Origin of the sequence: Stenotrophomonas africana (assembly GCF_013004645.1) — a bacterium.
GTDB classification, from domain to species: domain Bacteria; phylum Pseudomonadota; class Gammaproteobacteria; order Xanthomonadales; family Xanthomonadaceae; genus Stenotrophomonas; species Stenotrophomonas africana.
On record NZ_JABEME010000003.1, the window covers coordinates 285,955 to 300,646 of the forward strand.

General features: G+C 67.5%; 10 protein-coding genes and 1 pseudogene. 6 read left to right on the forward strand and 5 right to left on the reverse strand.

Features of this window, described 5'->3' with window-relative positions; translation table 11 throughout:
• Positions 1-36 precede the first annotated feature (36 nt).
• Both HLA98_RS07795 and HLA98_RS07800 read left to right on the forward strand, forming a co-directional pair.
• The gene (locus HLA98_RS07795) at positions 37-735 is read left to right on the forward strand and encodes a heavy metal response regulator transcription factor (protein WP_057501512.1); all 699 of its coding nucleotides are present in this window, start codon (positions 37-39) and stop codon (positions 733-735) included.
• Entirely contained in the window at positions 732-2,099 is a 1,368-nt protein-coding gene (locus tag HLA98_RS07800) for a heavy metal sensor histidine kinase (protein WP_057501511.1), read from the forward strand. Before HLA98_RS07795 ends, HLA98_RS07800 begins: the two co-directional genes overlap by 4 nt.
• A gap of 98 nt (positions 2,100-2,197) precedes the next feature.
• Here the strand turns inward: HLA98_RS07800 and HLA98_RS07805 are convergent, their stop codons facing one another.
• Positions 2,198-3,130, reverse strand: coding sequence for a LysR family transcriptional regulator (locus HLA98_RS07805; RefSeq protein WP_129550518.1), 933 nt, complete (start codon positions 3,128-3,130; stop codon positions 2,198-2,200).
• 106 nt (positions 3,131-3,236) lie between these two features.
• Between HLA98_RS07805 and HLA98_RS07810 the strand changes: the two genes are divergently transcribed.
• Positions 3,237-3,980 (forward strand): SDR family oxidoreductase, encoded by a 744-nt coding sequence (locus HLA98_RS07810; protein WP_129550517.1) that lies wholly within the window; start codon positions 3,237-3,239, stop codon positions 3,978-3,980.
• A 134-nt stretch (positions 3,981-4,114) separates the two neighbouring features.
• On the opposite strand, the gene HLA98_RS07815 is transcribed toward HLA98_RS07810, so the two are convergent.
• The 3 genes from HLA98_RS07815 to HLA98_RS07825 are packed head-to-tail and all read right to left on the reverse strand — an operon-like array spanning position 4,115 to position 9,605.
• Positions 4,115-7,192 (reverse strand): efflux RND transporter permease subunit, encoded by a 3,078-nt coding sequence (locus HLA98_RS07815; RefSeq protein ID WP_057501578.1) that lies wholly within the window; start codon positions 7,190-7,192, stop codon positions 4,115-4,117.
• Complete coding sequence (locus tag HLA98_RS07820; protein ID WP_057501577.1) at positions 7,189-8,361, reverse strand: efflux RND transporter periplasmic adaptor subunit; 1,173 nt, start codon at positions 8,359-8,361, stop codon at positions 7,189-7,191. Before HLA98_RS07820 ends, HLA98_RS07815 begins: the two co-directional genes overlap by 4 nt.
• Positions 8,358-9,605 carry a TolC family protein gene (locus HLA98_RS07825; protein WP_057501576.1) on the reverse strand — a complete coding sequence of 416 codons (1,248 nt, stop codon included), beginning with the start codon at positions 9,603-9,605 and terminating at the stop codon, positions 8,358-8,360. The genes HLA98_RS07820 and HLA98_RS07825 overlap by 4 nt, the downstream gene beginning before the upstream one ends.
• Positions 9,606-9,667: 62 nt before the next feature.
• Between HLA98_RS07825 and HLA98_RS07830 the strand changes: the two genes are divergently transcribed.
• The 3 genes and pseudogenes from HLA98_RS07830 to HLA98_RS21230 all read left to right on the forward strand — a co-directional run.
• The gene (locus tag HLA98_RS07830; RefSeq protein ID WP_057501575.1) at positions 9,668-10,342 is read left to right on the forward strand and encodes a response regulator; all 675 of its coding nucleotides are present in this window, start codon (positions 9,668-9,670) and stop codon (positions 10,340-10,342) included.
• Positions 10,335-11,711, forward strand: a complete 1,377-nt coding sequence (locus HLA98_RS07835; RefSeq protein ID WP_057501574.1) for a sensor histidine kinase — start codon at positions 10,335-10,337, stop codon at positions 11,709-11,711. Before HLA98_RS07830 ends, HLA98_RS07835 begins: the two co-directional genes overlap by 8 nt.
• A 260-nt stretch (positions 11,712-11,971) precedes the next feature.
• A pseudogene (locus HLA98_RS21230) lies at positions 11,972-12,124 on the forward strand (ATP-binding protein); the annotation flags it as partial.
• A gap of 143 nt (positions 12,125-12,267) precedes the next feature.
• On the opposite strand, the gene HLA98_RS07845 reads toward HLA98_RS21230, so the two are convergent.
• Positions 12,268-14,619 (reverse strand): GH92 family glycosyl hydrolase, encoded by a 2,352-nt coding sequence (locus tag HLA98_RS07845; protein WP_057501572.1) that lies wholly within the window; start codon positions 14,617-14,619, stop codon positions 12,268-12,270.
• Positions 14,620-14,692 lie beyond the last annotated feature (73 nt).

Sequence of the window (14,692 nt, forward strand, 5' to 3'; positions counted from 1 at the left end):
GCCAGCCCACGTGCAAGCTGCGATGATGGGCGCATCATGAAACTGCTGATCGTCGAAGACGAACCCAAGACCGGCAACTACCTGCGCCAGGGCCTGATCGAGGCCGGCTACGTGGTCGATCTCGCCTGCAACGGCGTCGACGGGCTGCACCTGGCCGGCAGCGGCGAGTACCAGCTGGTCATCCTCGACGTGATGCTGCCCGGCCTGGATGGCTGGAGCGTGCTGTCACGGCTGCGCGAGGCCGGATGGCAGGTGCCGGTGCTGTTCCTGACCGCACGCAGCAGCATCGCCGACCGCGTGCAGGGCCTGGAGCTGGGCGCGGATGACTACCTGGCCAAACCATTCGCCTTCGCCGAGCTGCTGGCGCGCGTGCGCACCCTGCTGCGTCGCGGCCAGGCACTGCCGCAGGCCGAGCGCATCGTCATCGCCGACCTGGTGGTGGACACCCTGCGCCGGCGGGTCGAACGCAGCGGCCAGCGCATCCCCCTCAGCCAGAAGGAATACACCCTGCTGGAACTGCTGGCGCGCCGACGTGGTGAAGTACTGCCTCGCTCGCTGATCGCATCGCAGGTGTGGGACATGAACTTCGATAGCGACACCAACGTGATCGACGTGGCGATCCGTCGCCTGCGCGCGAAGATCGACGATGACTTCGATGCCAAGCTGATCGTCACCGTGCGCGGCATGGGCTACGTGCTCGAGGCGCCGGACGACGGCGCAGTGCACAGCGGATGAGCCTGCGTCGTTCCATCGCGGTACGGCTGACACTGCTGTTCGCCACCGTGGCCACGCTGGTACTGGCTGCATTGGGCGTGGCGATCTATGTCAGCGCCCGCCACGACCTGGTGGCCCAGGACTTCATTGAACTGGAAAACAAGGTTGCGCTGATCCGTGACCTGGCCGGCAATGGAGCTGCTTCCGAGCGCGGGCAGCGATTGGCAGAGGCGCTGGGCCACCATCCAGATATCGCCTTCCATATTGTTGATGGGAGCGGCGCGGTGCTCTTCTCCACCGCACCGACACTGTTGCGCCAGCATGCACGCGGCCAACCGATCGACGCCGCGCCACGCCGGCACGACTGGATCCTCACTGATGGCCGCTGCATGCATGCCCTGCACCTGCGCCAGACGCTGGCCGACGGCAGCCAGCTGGTCATCCTGCTGGCCATCGATGACAACCGCCATGCCGATTTCCTGCAGCGCTTCCGCCATCTGCTGGCGATCGCGATCATCGGCGCCGCCGTGGCCAGCAGCCTGCTCGGCGGTTATGTGGTGCGGCGTACGCTGCGACCGCTGCGCACGCTGGCCGATGAAGCCCGGCAGATCACCGCCGGCCGCCTGCAGCGGCGCTTGAGCGCACGCAGCGCCCCGGCCGAGCTGGAACAGCTGGCGCAGACCCTGAACGGCATGCTGGCACGGCTGCAGCAGGATTTCGCGCGGCTGACCGAATTCTCTGGTGATCTCGCCCACGAGCTGCGCACGCCGATCACCAACATGCTGACCCAGGTGCAGGTGGTGCTGGCCCACCCGCGCAGCAACGAGGCCTATCGCGAGACGCTGGCGTCGTGTGCCGAGGAACTGCAGCAGCTGGCGCAGACCGTGGGCGACCTGCTGTACCTGGCGCAGGCCGAAGCGCCGGGGGCACTGCCTTCGCGCGAGCCGGTGGCGCTGGATAAGGTGGTGGATTCACTGCTGGAGTTCTACGACCTGCTGGCCGAGGACCGGCAGTTGACCCTGCGCCGCGAAGGTGTGGCGAGCGTGGAAGGCAACCGCTTGATGCTGCACCGGGCGATTGCCAACCTGCTGTCCAACGCGTTGAAGCACGCAGCCGTGGGCAGCGAAGTGCGGGTGCGGCTGGTCGAGGCCGATGGCGTGTGCAGGGTCAGCGTGCACAACGTCGGCACGCCGATTTCCGCCGAAGCGCTGCCGCGCCTGTTCGATCGTTTCTACCGCGGCGAGCGTGGCCGCCACGAAGGTGCCGGACTGGGCCTGGCGATCACCCGCGCGATTGCACAGGCGCACGGCGGCAGCGTGAGTGTTGTGTCGGATGGCACCGGCACCCTGTTCGAGCTGGTGCTGCCGGACGCCGCAGCCCGGTAGTGCCGGCCGCTGGCCGGCACTACCGGTGCACCAAGCGAATCGCAGTTGCCGGCCAGCGGCCGGCACTACCCCCCACACAGCCATTCCGTCGTGGCGTTTCAGGAGCGCCGCTTTGGTAATGCCGGCCGCTGGCCGGCAACCCCGGTCTGCTCGAACACCCCGGCCACCCAGTCGATGAACACCCGCAAGCGTGGCGACGGCGTGCGGTTGCGCGGGTAGACCAGGCTCAACGGGCTCGGCGTCGGCGGCATCTCGGGCAACAGCTCCACCAACTGCCCGCGCGCGATGTACGGGTCCATCCGGTAACGCGGCGCCTGGATGATGCCAAGGCCCGCCAGCGCGGCACCAAGGAACGCGTCCGCACCGGACACTCGCACCCGCGCCGGCAGCGGCACGTAGCGCACCTGCCCGCCCTGCTGGAACTCCAGCGGAATCAGCTGGCCGGTGGCGCTGGAGCGATAGCCAACCATTTCGTGGCCGTCCAGCAGGGACTCGATGCTGCCTGGCACGCCCTTGCCCTGCAGGTAACCCGGCGAGGCCACCGTGACCTCGCGCAGCATCGTCAACCGGCGCGCCGCAAGATCGCTGTCGGCCAGCGTCCCCACCCGCAACGCCGCATCCACGCCTTCGCGCAGCAGGTCGACATAGCGGTCGCCTTCGCTGACCTCCAGCTCGATCTCCGGGTAGTGCTGCAGGAATTCCGGCAGGTGCGGGAACAGCAGGTGCCGGCCCAGCGTGCCATGCACGTCGATACGCAGCGGGCCGCGCGGCGGCGCGTCACGGAACGCGGCCTCGGCATCGTCCATGTCGGCGATCAGGCGCAGGCAACGGCCATAGAAGGCCTCGCCTTCCAGCGTCGGCACCACCAGCCGCGTGGTCCGGTGCAGCAGGCGCACGCCCAGCCGCTGTTCGAGCGCCTTGATCGCGTCGGTCACCGTGGCCCGCGGCAGGCCCAGGTCCTCGGAGGCCCGGGTGAAGCTGCGGCGCTCGACGATACGGACGAAGGCGCGCATGGCCGTGAAGCGGTCCATTGTTCGGTTGTCCGGATGATGTTGACGGATTATGCAGGATTATCCGAAAAGACAATGTCGCGAAGATGGCCCTGCGCCACTCCGGCGTGCCCTGCTGGAAGCCACCATGACCCTCCCCCCCGCCCGCTCTGTCGCCCTGGTCACCGGCGGTTCCCGTGGCATCGGCGCGGCCATCTCCCGCCGCCTGGCTGCCTATGGCCACGCGGTCGCCATCAACTATGCGGGGCGCCGCGACGACGCCGAAGCCTTGGCTGCCGAACTCAACGCGGCCGGTGCGCAGGCCATCGCGTTGCAGGCCGATGTGGCCGATTCACAGGCGGTCAACCAGCTGTTCGACGCCATCGAGGCCCGTTTCGGCGGCATCGACGTGGTGGTCAACAGCGCCGGCGTATTGCAGCTGGCGCCGCTGGCCGACAGCGACGACGCGCTGTTCGAGCGGGTGATCGGCATCAACCTCAGGGGCGCCTTCAACGTGCTGCGCGAAAGCGCGCGACGGGTGCGCGATGGTGGCCGGCTGATCATCCTGTCCACCAGCGTGGTCGGTATCAAGCTGGAGAACTACAGCGTGTATGCCGCCAGCAAGGCAGCGGTGGAGACGATGGGCGCGATTCTCAGCAAGGAGCTGCGCGGGCGCAACATCACCGTGAACGCAGTGGCGCCGGGCCCGACCGCCACCGACCTGTTCCTGGACGGCAAGTCACCGGAACTGATCGAGCGGCTGGCGAAGATGAACCCCCTGGAGCGGCTGGGTACGCCGGAGGACATCGCCGGTGCGGTTGCGTTCCTGGCAGGCACCGATGGCGGGTGGATCAATGGCCAGGTGCTGCGCGCCAACGGCGGGATGGTGTAGATCGCGCGGCCGGCTTCCACGCATGGCGTGGATCGCATCTGCGCATGTCGCGGGGGGTAGAGCCGAGCCCATGCTCGGCTGCTCTCCGCGCAAAGGCCAGAAGCAGCCGAGCATGGCTCGGCTCTACATTATCGTCAGCCCGCGCGGGCCTCGCGGCGCCGGTGTACCCAGTAATACAGCGTGGGCAATACCAGCAGGGTCAGCAGCATTGCCGACAGCAGGCCACCGATCACCACCACCGCCAGCGGTTTCTGGGTCTCGGCACCGATCGCATGCGAGGTGGCCATCGGCAGCAGGCCGAACATCGCCAGCAGTGCGGTCATCAGCACGGTACGCAGGCGCTGCAGCGAACCCTGTACCACCGACTGCAGCAGATCCATGCCCTGCTGTCGCAGCTGCGCGAAGCGACTGAGCATGACCACCCCGTTCAGCACCGCTTGCCCGAACAATGCAATGAAACCGATCGCCGCCGACACCGACAGCGGGATGCCGGTCAACCACAGGGCGAGGATGCCGCCGATCATCGCCAGCGGCACGTTGGCCAGGATCAGCGCGGCGCTGCTTATGTCCTTGAAGGCATCGAACAGCAGCACGAAGATGATCAGCACCGACAGCGGGATCACCCAGCCCAGCCGCTTCATTGCACGTTGCTGGTTCTCGAACTCGCCGGACCATTCCAGCCGGTAGCCTTCCGGCAGCTGCACGCTGGCATCCACGCGCGTGCGCATATCGGCCACCACGCTGCCCATGTCGCGGCCGGCGATGAAGATGCTCACCGCCTTCACCCGCTGCGCGTTCTCGCGCGAGATGTTGATCGCGCCGCTGGCCATGCGGAAATCAGCTACGTCGGACAGCGTCACGGCATGACCGTCACCGATGCCGACCGGCACCGTGCGCAGCCGTTGCAGGTCCCGGTCGGCGTCGTCCAGGCGCAGCGTGATCGGGAACTTGCGGTCGCCCTCCCACAGCTCGCCGACCTGGCGCCCGCCCAGCGCAGTCTCGATCACCTCGTCGATGTCGCGCACGTTCAGGCCATAGCGTGCGGCACGGTCACGGTCGATCTCGATCTGCAGCTGCGGCAACGACCCGTCGCGGTCGATGAAGGCGCTCTCCACGCCCTCCACGCCACGTACCTGGCCCAGAATCGTCTGTGCCTGCTGGTTCAGCACGTCAAGATCCGAGCCACTGACCTTGATCACCACCTGGCCCTTGATCTGCGAGATGCTCTCCAGGATGTTGTCGCGCACCGGCTGCGAGATCGAGAACTCCGGCCCCGGAATGCGCTGCTCCAGCGTGCGCTGCAGGTCGCTCACCAGCTGCCGCTTGTCCACCCCCTTCGGCCACTCCTTCTCCGGCTTCAACGCCACCAGCGCCTCGATCTGGTTGGCGCCCTTGGCATCGGAGCCGTCTTCCGGGCGCCCCAGCTTGGCCACCACCGTCGACACCTGCGGGAAGGTGCCGACCAGCTCACGGATGCGCCGCGACTGCTGCTGCGCCTCGGCCAGGCTGGTGCTGGGGTCGAGGGTGGCGGTCAACCAGATCGAGCCTTCGTCCAGCTCGGGCAGGAACTCCGAACCCAGGCGGGTACCCAGTGCCAGCGTGCCGACCAGCAGCGCGACCGCAGTCAGCACCACCGCACGCGGGCGAGCCAGTGCGCGCTCCAGTACCGGCCGATACCAGCCGGTCAGGCGGTCCATCAGCGGATTGCCGTCGCGCATGCGGTCGCGCCGCAGCCACCAGTAGCAGAACAACGGCACCACGGTCAGCGCCAGGATCAATGCACCGATCAACGCCGAAGTCACCGAATAAGCCATCGGCGCGAACATGCGGCCCTCCTGGCGCTGCAGGGTGAAGATCGGGATGTGTGCGGCGATGATGATCAACATCGAGAAGAACGTCGGCCGCCCCACTTCCGATGCGGCTGAAAGAATGGTCGAGAACCGTGTCTTCCGGTCGGCCGCAGGGGGCAGCTTCGACAATCGCGAGACGATGTGCTCGGTGACGATCACTGCGCCATCGATGATGATGCCGAAGTCCATCGCACCCAACGACAGCAGGTTGGCCGGTACGCCCCACAGATGCAGGCCGAGGAAGGTCGACAGCAGCGCAAGCGGCATCATCGCCGCCACGATCAGTGCGGCGCGGGCGTTGTACAGGAACAGCCACAGCACCAGGAACACCAGCACCGCGCCTTCCAGCAGGTTGCGGAAGACGGTTTGCAGCGTGGTCGAGACCAGCCACGAGCGGTCGTAGAACGGCTCGATGCTGACCCCATGCGGCAGCTGGTTGGCTTCGATCTCCGCGATGCGCGCATGCAGGGCGTCGAGCACGTCGGACGGATTCTCGCCCTTGCGCATCAGCACCATGCCGAACACCGCATCGTCATTGTCGTCCTGGCCGACCAGGCCCTGCCGGGGCAGGCCGGTGTCGGCGATGCCGGCCAGGTCACGCACCAGGATCGGCGTGCCCCCGCGCTGTGCGACCACCACATTGCCGATGTCGGCCGGCGAGCGCATCAGGCCCACGCCGCGGATCAGGAACTGCTGCTGGCCGCGTTCGACATAACCGCCACCCGCATTCGAGCTGCCCTTCTCCAACGCCTCGGCGAACTCACCCAGGCTGATGCCGCGGTCGCGGAGCTTGTCCAGGTCCGGCTTGACCTGGAAGGTGCGCGCGAAGCCGCCGAAACTGATCACATCGGCCACGCCCGGCACGGTGCGCAGGCTGCGCTCCATCGTCCATTCCTGCACGGTGCGCAGCTGGGTCGGCGTCATGTGCGGGCCTTTCAGCACATAACGGTAGATCTCACCTACCGCCGAACTCATCGCCTCCAGTTCCGGCGATACCCCTTCCGGCAGCTCCACGCCCTGCAGGCGCTCCAGCACCTGCTGGCGCGCGAAGTAGTCATCGGCCTTGTCGTCGAAGGTCAGGATGATCATCGACAGGCCGAACTGCGTATGCGAGAACACCCGCACCGAATGCGGAATACCGGACAGCGCCACTTCCAGCGGCATCGTCACCTCGCGCTCCACCTCTTCGGCCGCGCGCCCAGGGTGCAGCGATACCACTGTCACCTGGGTATCGGACACATCCGGAAAGGCCTCCACAGGCAGCACGCGGAACGCGGCAATGCCAGCGCCGATGAACAGCAACAGTGCGAGCATCACCATCAACGGCTGGCGCAGGCAGTAGGCAATCAGGCGATCGATCATGGGGCGGCGTGCCCTGTGCCGATGCTGGCGGTGGCGGGCGCGCTGTCCGCCAGCTGCTGCAGCAGCAGGCCGCCCTCGACCACCACCCTGGCGCCTGCGGCCAGACCCTCACGCACCCACAGGCGGCCGTCGCCCAGTTCCTCGGCATGCACGGCGTGACGCACGAAGCGGCCCTTGCCCTCCTCCACGAACACCACCTGCTTGCCGTCGATCAACAACACGGCTGCATCCGGCAGCGAGACACCGCCCTCGGCCGGCAACGCCACCTGGGCGCGCACGTACTGCCCTGCCTTGAAGCCGCGCGCGCGGTTGTCCAGCTCGGCGCGCGCCTGCACCACGCGGCGTTCGCTGTCGACGAAATCATCCACGTGCTGCAGGGTCGCCTGCAGCGGCTGTCCATCGGCGCCGGGCACGCTCACCTGCATGCCCGCCTGCAAGCGTCCAGCCAGGCTCTCGGGAACATCCAGCAGCAGCCACAAGCGGTCCGGATCACCAATCACCGCCAACGGCTGCTCGCTGTCGGGGCTGACTGCCATGCCCGGGCTCATCCGCCGCTCCACCAGCACGCCATCGATCGGCGCGCGGAGCGGCAGGCGCTGGTCGACGTGCTGGCCATTGCCATACGCCCTGGCGAAGGCGGTTGCACGCGCATGATCGGCCTGGCTGCCGGCGAAATTGGCCTCGGCCTCGTCCAGTTCGCGGCCCGACGCCACACCCGCCGCATGCAGCTCGCGGGTACGCTCCAGCTCCTTTCGCGCCTGCTGCAGCTCGGCGTGGCCGCGCACGCCGTCGGCCTGGGCCTGGCCGAATTCGGGCGAGGTGATCCAGGCGATCACCTGGCCAGCCTTCACTTTCTGCCCCGGCTGCGCCTCGATGCGCGCCACCTGCCCCGCCAGCGGCGTGCGCAGCGCGCTGGAGCGCGTCTCGTCCCAGACCACCCGGCCCGGCAGCTGCAGGCTGGCGCTGGCGCCGGCGGCCACCGCCTCGCTGCGCAGCACGTCCAACTGCCGGCTGCCGGCAGGAAACTGGATCTGGCCAGCACTGATCTGCGGCGCATCCTCGGTGTAGGACGCCGGCTCGCGGCCACAGCCGCCCAGCAGGGCCAGCGCCAGCAAGGCCGGCAGCACGGCGTGTCGCGCCCGCGGGCGATGGGCGACGGTGGACTTCATCGGGACTCTCCTTCAGCAACGGATGTGGCCGCTTCCCAGCGCGCCAGGGCAATGGCATGGTCGGCACGCGCATCGATCAGCGCGGTCTCGAACTCGCGCCAGCTGCGGCGCGCATCCAGCAGATCGGTCAGGCTGGCGGCGCCGCGGCGGTAGGCCAGTTCGATGCCCTGCACTGCCTTGCGTGCAGCGTCGGACTGCAGCCCTTCGTAGTCGCTGCGGCGCTGCGCGGCGGACTGCGCGCTGGCCTGCAGCTGGTCCAGTTCGACGCGTGCTTCGCGCTGCCGCACCTGCAGCTCCAGCGCGGCATTGTCACGGTCGGCCTCGGCACGCTGGATCGCGCCGCGTGCACGTAACGGGCCGCCGAGCGGAATTGTCAATGACACACCCCAGGTGACGCCGCTGATGTCGGTGGGCTCGCGCTCGGCCTCCACGCCCAACTGGATGTCGCGGTGGCGCTCACTGCGCGCCAGTGCCACACCGGCGTCGGCCGCGGCCAGGCGCGAACGTGCCGCGCGCAGATCGGCGCGCTGCTGCGGATCGAACGCACGCGCATCGGCCCTGCCCGCGGGGTCTGGCCACGGATCATCGGCGCTGAGGTCATGGCTGTCGTCGCGGCCGAGCAGCAGTCCCAGCGCATGCCGCGCATCGCGCAGATCCAGCGCCGCCTCGCGCGCCGCATCGGCCACCGCCAGGTCGTCCACCGCCAGCCGCGCGCGGTCGACCGGCGCCATCGCCCCTGTCGCAACCTGCTTGTCCGCCGCCGCCATCTGCTCGGCCGAACTCTGGCGGTTGGCATCGGCGATCTGCGCCCGCTCCTGGGCGCCCTTCAGGCCGAAATAGGTTTCATGCAGCGCCACCTGCTGGCGGCGCCGCGCATCAAGCATCTCCAGCCCGGCCACTTCCAGCAACGCATCGGCCTGGCGGATGCGCAACGCGCGCTTGCCACCGCGCTCCCAGGTCCAGCCCAGGCCCACGGTGCTGTCCACCCGCTTGTCCTGCCAGCGCCCAGGGCCGATGCCATGCTTGGGGCTGATCTTGCTGGTGCCGATCGACAGTTCGGTGGCCGGGCGCAACGCCGCTGTCTGCGCATCGCCCTGTACCCCGCGCAACTCCAGCGCCGCCGCGCGCAGGTCCGGGTTATGTGCTTCCATCGCGCGCTGCGCATCCTGCAGGGACAGCGCCGATGCTACGGGTGCGCACAGGAGGGCGGCCAACACGGCCGCAAGACGAGGGGAGAAATTCATGCACGTCACGGTAAGGTGACGCACTTGCGCCAAACTTGCCCCAACCTTGCACGAAGCTTGCAATGCGAATCCTGCTGATCGAAGACGACGCCGCTCTGGCCGATGGACTGATACGCGCCCTGCAGGGTGCCGGCCATCTGTGCGACCACCTTTCGCGCGGGCTGCACGCACCCGCTGCACTGGCCAGCGCGCCGTATGACGTAATGGTGCTCGACCTTTCATTGCCCGACGTCGATGGCCTGGACCTGCTCTCGCGCCTGCGCAACGACGGCGCCACCCTGCCGGTGCTGATCCTCACGGCGCGCGATGGTGTGGAGGACCGTATCCTCGGTCTTGACCGGGGTGGCGATGATTACCTGGCCAAGCCGTTCGCACTCGGTGAGCTGGAAGCCCGCCTGCGTGCACTGTCGCGCCGCCGCAGCGATGCACCGGCGCAGAAACGGCTGGGCCGGTTGTGCTTCGACAGCATCCGCAATGAAGTGCAGGTTGAAGGCCAGCGCATCGAGCTGACCGCGCGCGAGCTGTCGCTGGTCGAGGCACTGATGCAGCATCCCGGCCGCACGGTTACCAAGCAGCGCTTGTTCGACGCGCTGTACAGCTGGGATCACGAGGCCAACCTGTCGGTGATCGAAGTGCATGTCAGCCGCCTGCGCCGCAAGCTGGAACAGGCGCACGCCGGCGTCGGCATCCGCATGCTGCGTGGGCTTGGATACCGGCTGGAGGCCGTGGGTGACTGAGCGCGTGCACAGCCTGCGTGGCCTGCTGCTTAGGCGCCTGTGGCTGCCATTGCTGGTACTGCTGCTGTGCAGCGCAGTGGGTTCATTTGCGCTGGCCCGGTTCTATGCCGGCCAGGTCTACGACCGCTGGCTGCTGGACTCGGCGATGTCGTTGTCCGAGCTGGTGACGGTGCAGGAGGGTCGCGCTTCGATCGAGATCACCCCGGCGGTCTCGCGCATGTTCACCTGGGACACCGCCGACGAAGTGCATGGTGAGGTTGTCGACGCCGCGGGTGGGCGCCTGTATGGCGACCTGCCCGAAGCACTGCCCCGCCCCGCAGTCGCCGCCGGAAATGATGACGATGCCGTCTACTACGACGCGCGCCTGCGCGGGCAGCCGGTGCGCATGGTCGAAGTCGTCGTCAGCACCGGGCCGGGCCATGACATCCGGCTGCGCGTGGCCGAGACACTGCGCAAACGCCACCGGCTGGAGCGCAAACTGCTGCTGACCAGCGTTCCGTTCCAGGCTGCGATCCTGGCACTGGCGGCGTGGCTGGCGTGGTCCGGTACAGGCGCTGCCGCACGCCATGCCAACCTGGTCGCACGGCGCTTGGCCAGCCCCCGCCCAGACCCGCTGGCGCCGTTGGATCCTACACAAGAGGCGCCGCGCGAGCTGTGGCCGGCAGTGGAGGCATACAACGCACTACTGCAGCGACTGGACGCCATGCAGGCCGCGCAACGCCGCTTTGTCAGCAATGCCGCGCACCAACTGCGCACGCCGCTGGCGGCAATGCAGGTGGAGCTGGAGAGTTCCTTGCGCCAGCACGATCCGCAGGCCCAGCAACTGGCGTTGTCCGGCACGCTGGCCGGGCTGGCGCGGCTGCAGCACCTGGTCAACCAGCTGCTGATGCTCAGCCGATCGGAAGATCCGCATGGCAGTGGACTGCCACTGCAACCGGTGGACCTGGCGGCGTTGGCACGCGGCGTGGTGGAGCGCTACGCCGACCGTTCGTTGGAGGCGGGCGTGGACCTGGGCTACGAGGGGCCCGACGACGGCGTGTCGATAGAGGGCGATCCGCAGCTGCTGCGCGAAGCGTTGGGCAATCTGCTGGACAACGCGCTGCGCTACGGTGCCTCGCGCGGGGTGATCACCCTCGGCGTTCGGCAGGAGGTCGAATACGTATTGGTGTGGGTGGACGATAACGGCGCCGGCATTGCCGAAGCCGAGCGCTCGCGCGTCACGGAACGCTTCTACCGGGCCAGCAGCGAGGGCGATGGCTGCGGCCTGGGACTGGCGATCGTGGCCGAGATCGCGCAGCGGTATGGGGCGACCCTGATGATTGATACCGCCCCGATCGGCGGCGCGCGGGTGGGGTTGCGGTTTCGCTGACCTTTGTCGAATTGCCCTTGTAGAGCCGAGCCCATGCTCGGCTCAAGCACCGTGCCAAAAGCAGCCGAGCATGGGCTCGGCCCTATAGGTTCAAGGTCAGCCGTGAAACGTGCGCATCACCGGCTCATCGAGTACGGCGCCTGAGCGCCCTGCCCCGGCCAATCCTTGTTCGGCTCGGCCTGCATGGTGAAACGCAGCTCGCCACCTGCCAGGATCTCATCATGGCGCAGGAAGGTGCGCTGCAGCGGCTTGCCGTTGAGGCTACGGAACGCTTCTACCGGGCCAGCAGCGAGGGCGATGGCTGCGGCCTGGGACTGGCGATCGTGGCCGAGATCGCGCAGCGGCATGGGGCGACCCTGATGATTGATACCGCCCCGATCGGTGGCGCGCAGGTGGGGTTGCGGTTTCGCTGACCTTTGTCGAATCGCCCTTGTAGAGCCGAGCCCATGCTCGGCTCAGGCACCGTGCCAAAAGCAGCCGAGCATGGGCTCGGCTCTACAGGTTCCAGGTCACCCGTGAAACGTGCCGACCAAGGTCGGCACCTACCACGTGCGCATCACCGGCTCATCGAGTACGGCGCCTGAGCGCCCTGCCCCGGCCAATCCTTGTTCGGCTCGGCCTGCATGGTGAAACGCAGCTCGCCACCTGCCAGGATCTCATCATGGCGCAGGAAGGTGCGCTGCAGCGGCTTGCCGTTGAGGCTCACGCTGCCAACGTACGTGTGCTTGTCATCCAGGCCCTCGGCCACGATGGTGAACGTCTTGCCGTTCGGCAGGCGCATCGCGGTCTTCGGCAGGAACGGGCGGCCGAGGATGTACTCGCCCGAGCCCGGTGCCACCGGGTAGAAGCCCAGCGCGGTGAACACGTACCACGCTGACATCTGGCCGACATCATCGTTGCCGGCCAGGCCATCCGGACGGTCGGCGTACTGGGTGTCCATGATCTGCTTCAGGCGCGCCTGGGTGCGCCACGGCTGGCCGGCGTACGAGTACAGGTAAGCCACATGGTGACTGGGTTCGTTGCCATGTGCATACCAGCCGATCAGCCCGGTGATGTCTTCCATGTGCTCGAAGATGGACGGATCCACCTTGGCGTTGAACACCTCGTCCAGCCGCGCGAGCAGCTTGTCGCTGCCACCGTGCGCTGCCGCCAGGCCGGCGACGTCCTGCGGCACGTACCACGAATACTGCCAGGCGTTGCCCTCGGTGTAGTCGGTGCCATAACCGCTGGCGCTGGGGTCGAACGGAGTGCGGAAGCTGCCATCGCGCTTGCGTGCGCGCATGAAGCCGGTGTCCTTGTCGAAGGCGTTGCGCCAGTTGCCGGCACGCTTGTCGAAGGCCGCCGCGATATCGCCCTTGCCCATCGCCTGCGCCATGCGTGCGATGGTCCAATCATCGAAGGCGTATTCCAGCGTCTTGCTGGCCGCTTCACCTTCCTCGTCGATCGGCACATAGCCCAGCTCGCGGTACTGCGCGATGCCGTCATAGGGGCCGTAGTTGGCGGTCTCGACCATCGCCTTCAATGCCTTGTCGGCGTCGAAACCGCGGATGCCCTTCACGTAGGCGTCGGCAATCACCGGCACGGCGTGGTAGCCGATCATGCACCAGTCTTCCAGGCCATGGAACGACCACACCGGCAGCATGCCGTAGGGACTATGCTCATGGTGCGCCAGCATCGAATTGACGAAGTCGCTGTTGCGCTTCTCCGGCTGCACCAGCGTCAGCAACGGATGCAGCGCGCGGTAGGTGTCCCACAGCGAGAACGTGGAATAGTTCGTGAAGCCATCAGCCTTGTGCACGGCATTGTCCGAGCCGCGGTACTGGCCATCGGCATCCATGAAGAGCGTCGGTCCCAGCATCGTGTGGTACAGCGCGGTATAGGCGCTTCGCCGCGCGTGCTCCGGTGCATCGATATCGAGCACCGACAGCGCCTGCGTCCATTCCTGTTTTGCCTGCGCACGCACACGGTCGAAATCGAAGTCGGCCACTTCCGCGTCGAGGTTGGCAATGGCGCCGGCCTCGCTGACGGGTGAGATTGCGACCTTGACCACCAGCGGTGCGTCCAGCTTGCCGAATGCGAAGGTACCCACCAGCTGCCGACCTTCGATCTGTGCGCGCTGTGACGGATCCTTCTCGCCCGGGGGCGGGAAACCCTTGTAGACGACATCCTGCTCGGTGTTGTGCAGCTCATGCCCGGCCAGCGGGCGCGAGAAACGCATCGCAAAGTACAGCTGGCGGCCCGGCGCCCAACCGCGGGTTTCGCGGAAGCCGGTCACCGTGCCGTCGGCACGCACCCGTACCCGCGACCACAGCACCTTGCCCGGGTAGTCGTACATGCTGGTGCGCATGTCCAGCAGCACCTTGGCGTCGGCGCTCTTGGGGAAGGCGTAGCGATGCACGCCCACGCGCGTACTGGTGGTCAGCTCAGCGCGCACCTTGTAGTCGTCCAGGGTGACCGCGTAATAGCCCGGCTCGGCCTTCTCGTCAGCGTGGCGGAACCGTGAGGCATAACCGCTGCGCGGCTTCTCCGGATCGCCCCGCTCCAGGCCAGGATTGCCGGTGAACGGCATCAGCAGGATGTCGCCCAGATCGGAATGGCCGGTGCCGGAGAAATGCGTGTGCGAGAAACCGACGATGCTGCTGTCGTCGTAGCGGTAGCCGGCCGCCCAACCGTAGGCTTTCTCGCGTGGCTGGATACGCGTATCCGGGCTCAGCTGGACCATGCCGAACGGCACCGTTGCACCCGGATAGGTGTGGCCTTCCCCACCGGTGCCGATGAACGGGTCGACCGAGGCATAGGCCTTGTCGGCGGCAGTTCTGGCAGGCGCAGCCGAAGCCAGGCCGGAAGCGAGCATCGCCGTGGCGGCGACAGCGATCAGGAGACGACGGTCCAGCGTGGGCATCGGCATTTGGATCGATTCAGGTGATAGTCAGATCCTAGCACCGGGCCTGTCACGCCGCATGCTGCAGTGCGACTGCCCG

What these genes read in the sequence shown, in the direction of transcription:
- HLA98_RS07795 (WP_057501512.1), top strand. Translation starts at nt 37, where the DNA reads ATGAAACTGCTGATCGTCGAAGACGAACCCAAGACCGGCAACTACCTG.
- HLA98_RS07805 (WP_129550518.1), bottom strand. Translation starts at nt 3,130, where the DNA reads ATGGACCGCTTCACGGCCATGCGCGCCTTCGTCCGTATCGTCGAGCGC.
- HLA98_RS07825 (WP_057501576.1), bottom strand. Translation starts at nt 9,605, where the DNA reads ATGAATTTCTCCCCTCGTCTTGCGGCCGTGTTGGCCGCCCTCCTGTGC.
- HLA98_RS07815 (WP_057501578.1), bottom strand. Translation starts at nt 7,192, where the DNA reads ATGATCGATCGCCTGATTGCCTACTGCCTGCGCCAGCCGTTGATGGTG.
- HLA98_RS07800 (WP_057501511.1), top strand. Translation starts at nt 732, where the DNA reads ATGAGCCTGCGTCGTTCCATCGCGGTACGGCTGACACTGCTGTTCGCC.
- HLA98_RS07845 (WP_057501572.1), bottom strand. Translation starts at nt 14,619, where the DNA reads ATGCCGATGCCCACGCTGGACCGTCGTCTCCTGATCGCTGTCGCCGCC.
- HLA98_RS07820 (WP_057501577.1), bottom strand. Translation starts at nt 8,361, where the DNA reads ATGAAGTCCACCGTCGCCCATCGCCCGCGGGCGCGACACGCCGTGCTG.
- HLA98_RS07810 (WP_129550517.1), top strand. Translation starts at nt 3,237, where the DNA reads ATGACCCTCCCCCCCGCCCGCTCTGTCGCCCTGGTCACCGGCGGTTCC.
- HLA98_RS07830 (WP_057501575.1), top strand. Translation starts at nt 9,668, where the DNA reads ATGCGAATCCTGCTGATCGAAGACGACGCCGCTCTGGCCGATGGACTG.